At 68.7% G+C, this 3036-nt stretch carries 2 protein-coding genes; both read left to right on the top strand.

From position 1 onward, the window contains the following. Window positions 1-139: 139 nt before the first annotated feature. Entirely contained in the window at window positions 140-1387 is a 1248-nt protein-coding gene (locus BN10_RS07410; protein ID WP_040752905.1) for a DUF445 domain-containing protein, read from the top strand. A 121-nt stretch (window positions 1388-1508) separates the two neighbouring features. After that, window positions 1509-2945, top strand: coding sequence for a GuaB1 family IMP dehydrogenase-related protein (locus tag BN10_RS07405; protein ID WP_010850597.1), 1437 nt, complete (start codon window positions 1509-1511; stop codon window positions 2943-2945). The last annotated feature ends 91 nt before the right edge of the window (window positions 2946-3036 follow it).

The following is a 3036-nucleotide window of genomic DNA, read 5'->3' as shown; positions in this document are numbered from 1 at the left end:
CGAGCCCGGAGAGCGCGAGCCCGGAGAGCGCGAGCCCGGAGAGCCCGAGCGGGAGAGCGCGGCATACAAAGGGAACTCTCGGACGTTGGGAGGGCGGACCCCACGTCGCCCATGGGAGAGGATCGACCTCGTGAGTCTGATGGTTTCGACGCCCGCCGATGCCGAACGTCGACGGCGGCTGCGCGTCATGCGCGGCGTCGCGTTGTCCCTGCTGATCCTCGCGGCCGTGATCTTCGTGGCCACCCTGCGCCTGGACCACTCGGGGATCTGGGGTTACGTCAACACCGGCGCCGAGGCGGCGATGGTGGGTGCGCTGGCCGACTGGTTCGCGGTGACGGCGCTCTTCCGGCACCCGCTGGGGCTACCGATCCCGCACACCGCGATCATCCCCAAGCGCAAGAACGAGATCGGTCGCAACCTGCAGGAGTTCGTCACCGAGAACTTCCTCACCGAGGAGATCGCTCGCGAACGCCTCGCCGCGGCCCACGTCGCCGACCGCGTCGGCACGTGGCTCGGTATGCCGGCCAATCGCCACCGGGCCATGGTCGAGGTCGTGCGGGTGTCCCGTGCTGGGCTCGGCCGACTCAGCGACGACGAGGTCCGCGGCATCGTCGAGGACTTCCTGCTGCCCCGATTGGCCAGCGAGCCGATCGCGCCGATCGCCGGCACCCTGCTCCAGGGCATCGTCGACGAACAGACCCACCGCGGGCTGGTCGACCTCGGCCTCGAGCAACTGCATACCTGGCTGGCCGAGAACCCCGGGACATTTGCGGCCGTGATCGGTGAGCGGGCGCCGTGGTGGTCCCCGCCGTGGGTGGACGACAAGGTCATCCACTGGAGCTACAGCCAGGTGTTGCACTGGCTCGAGGACATCCGTTCAGACCACCATCACCCGGCCCGTCAGGCGTTCGACGACCTGCTCAAGCGGCTGGCACGGGACCTGCAGACCGACCCGCAGGTGATGGAGCGCGCCGAAACCCTCAAGGAGCGGCTGCTCACCCACCCCCAAGTGCCCGTGACAGCGGTCGGTCTGTGGCAGTCCTTCAAGGCCTCACTGCTCCACGCCATGGACGACGAGTCCAGCTACTTCTGGACGCGCGGCGACGAGCTCCTGGCCCACGCAGGCCAGCACCTGCGTGAGGACCAGGTGTGGCGCGGGCGCCTCGAGGCGCGCCTTGCCGAACTGGTGTCCTTCGTGGTCAACACCTATGGTCACGAGCTCGCCGAGGTCATCTCGGTGACGGTGGACCGGTGGGACGGCAAGGAGGCGGCCGAGCGCATCGAGCTCCACGTCGGGCGCGACCTCCAGTTCATCCGGATCAACGGCACGATCGTCGGCGCTCTGGCCGGTCTGGTCATCCACGGCATCGCGACCGCGATCTCCTGATCCGGGCCCTCCGGAACAGATCTCGCACCGGGACACAGGCATACCTGTGGTCCGGTGCGAGTTGTGTTCTCGAGAGCCGGGGCGGCGGGGGTAACCCAGCCCACCCGCCTAGACTCGCAAGGTGCAGTTCCTCAACGGGGTGACCCCCCAGTTCGACCTGACCTACGACGACGTCTTCATGGTCCCGAATGCCTCGGACGTCACCTCGCGGCTCGATGTCGACCTGTCGAGCACGGACGGGACGGGCACCACGATCCCCCTCGTCGTCGCCAACATGACGGCGATCGCCGGGCGTCGGATGGCCGAGACGACCGCCCGCCGCGGTGCCATCACAGTCATTCCGCAGGACATCCCGGGGGATGTCGTCAGCGATGTCATCTCCTTCGTGAAGTCCCGTCACCACGTCTACGACACGCCCGTCTCGTTGGCGCCGTCCACGACCGCCGGCGAGGCGATCGTCCTGCTGCACAAACGCGCCCACGGCGCCGCCGTCGTGGTGGAGGGCGACCGTCCGGTCGGGATCGTCACCGAGTCCGACCTCACCGGGGTCGACCGCTTCACCCAGGTGCGTGACGTGATGGTCAAGGAGATGGTGACCGTCCCCGACGGCATCGACGTCGAGGAAGCCTTCGACGCCCTGTCCCACGCCCGCCGCCGGCTCGCGCCGGTCGTCGCTCCGGATGGCCGCCTCGTCGGCATCCTCACGCGCGCCGGGGCGCTGCGCGCTCACCTCTACTCCCCCGCGGTCGATGCCGACAACCGCCTCCGAGTCGCCGCCGCCGTCGGCATCAACGGAGACGTGGCGGCGAAGGCGCAGTCGCTCATCGAGGCGGGCGCCGACGTCCTGGTCATCGACACGGCACACGGCCACCAGCGCAAGATGGTCGACGCCCTGCGCGCCGTGCGAACCCTCGACCCGCAGGTGCCGATCGTCGCCGGCAACATCGTGTCGGCAGCCGGGACCCGCGACCTCATCGAGGCTGGCGCGGACATCGTCAAGGTGGGCGTTGGACCGGGAGCGATGTGCACCACCCGCATGATGACGGCTGTGGGTCGACCGCAGTTCTCGGCCGTTCTCGAATGTGCTACTGCCGCACGGGAACTCGGCAAGCACGTCTGGGCTGATGGCGGAGTGCGACACCCGCGCGATGTCGCCCTGGCACTGGCCGCGGGCGCCTCCAACGTCATGATCGGGTCCTGGTTCGCGGGCACCCTGGAGTCGCCCGGCGACCTCTACACCGACGAGCAGGATCGGCAGTACAAGGAGTCCTTCGGGATGGCGTCCTCGCGGGCCGTGCGCAATCGCACCGCAACCGACACGGCATACGAACGGGCGCGGAAGGCGATGTTCGAGGAGGGGATCAGCAGCGCGCGGATGTTCGTCGACCCGGCGCGGCCGAGTGTCGAGGACGTCATCGACCAGATCATCAGCGGATTGCGGTCCTCGTGCACCTATGCCGGCGCGCGCACCCTCGCGGAGTTTGAGGAGCGGGCGACGGTCGGCATCCAGAGCACGGCCGGCTTCGCCGAGGGCCGACCATTGCACACCTCGTGGTGACCCGGTGTGGGTGACCTCAGCAACCAGATCTCGCACCCTGACACACGTATGGGTGGCGTCGGGTGCGAGGTGAGTTCCACGCCGAACAGAA

Source organism: Phycicoccus elongatus Lp2, assembly GCF_000367525.1.
GTDB classification, from domain to species: domain Bacteria; phylum Actinomycetota; class Actinomycetes; order Actinomycetales; family Dermatophilaceae; genus Phycicoccus_A; species Phycicoccus_A elongatus.
This window is presented reverse-complemented; position numbering and strand designations above follow the sequence as displayed.

Coding starts and splice junctions, on each gene's coding strand:
- BN10_RS07410 (WP_040752905.1), top strand. CDS start 140: ATGGTTTCGACGCCCGCCGATGCCGAACGTCGACGGCGGCTGCGCGTC.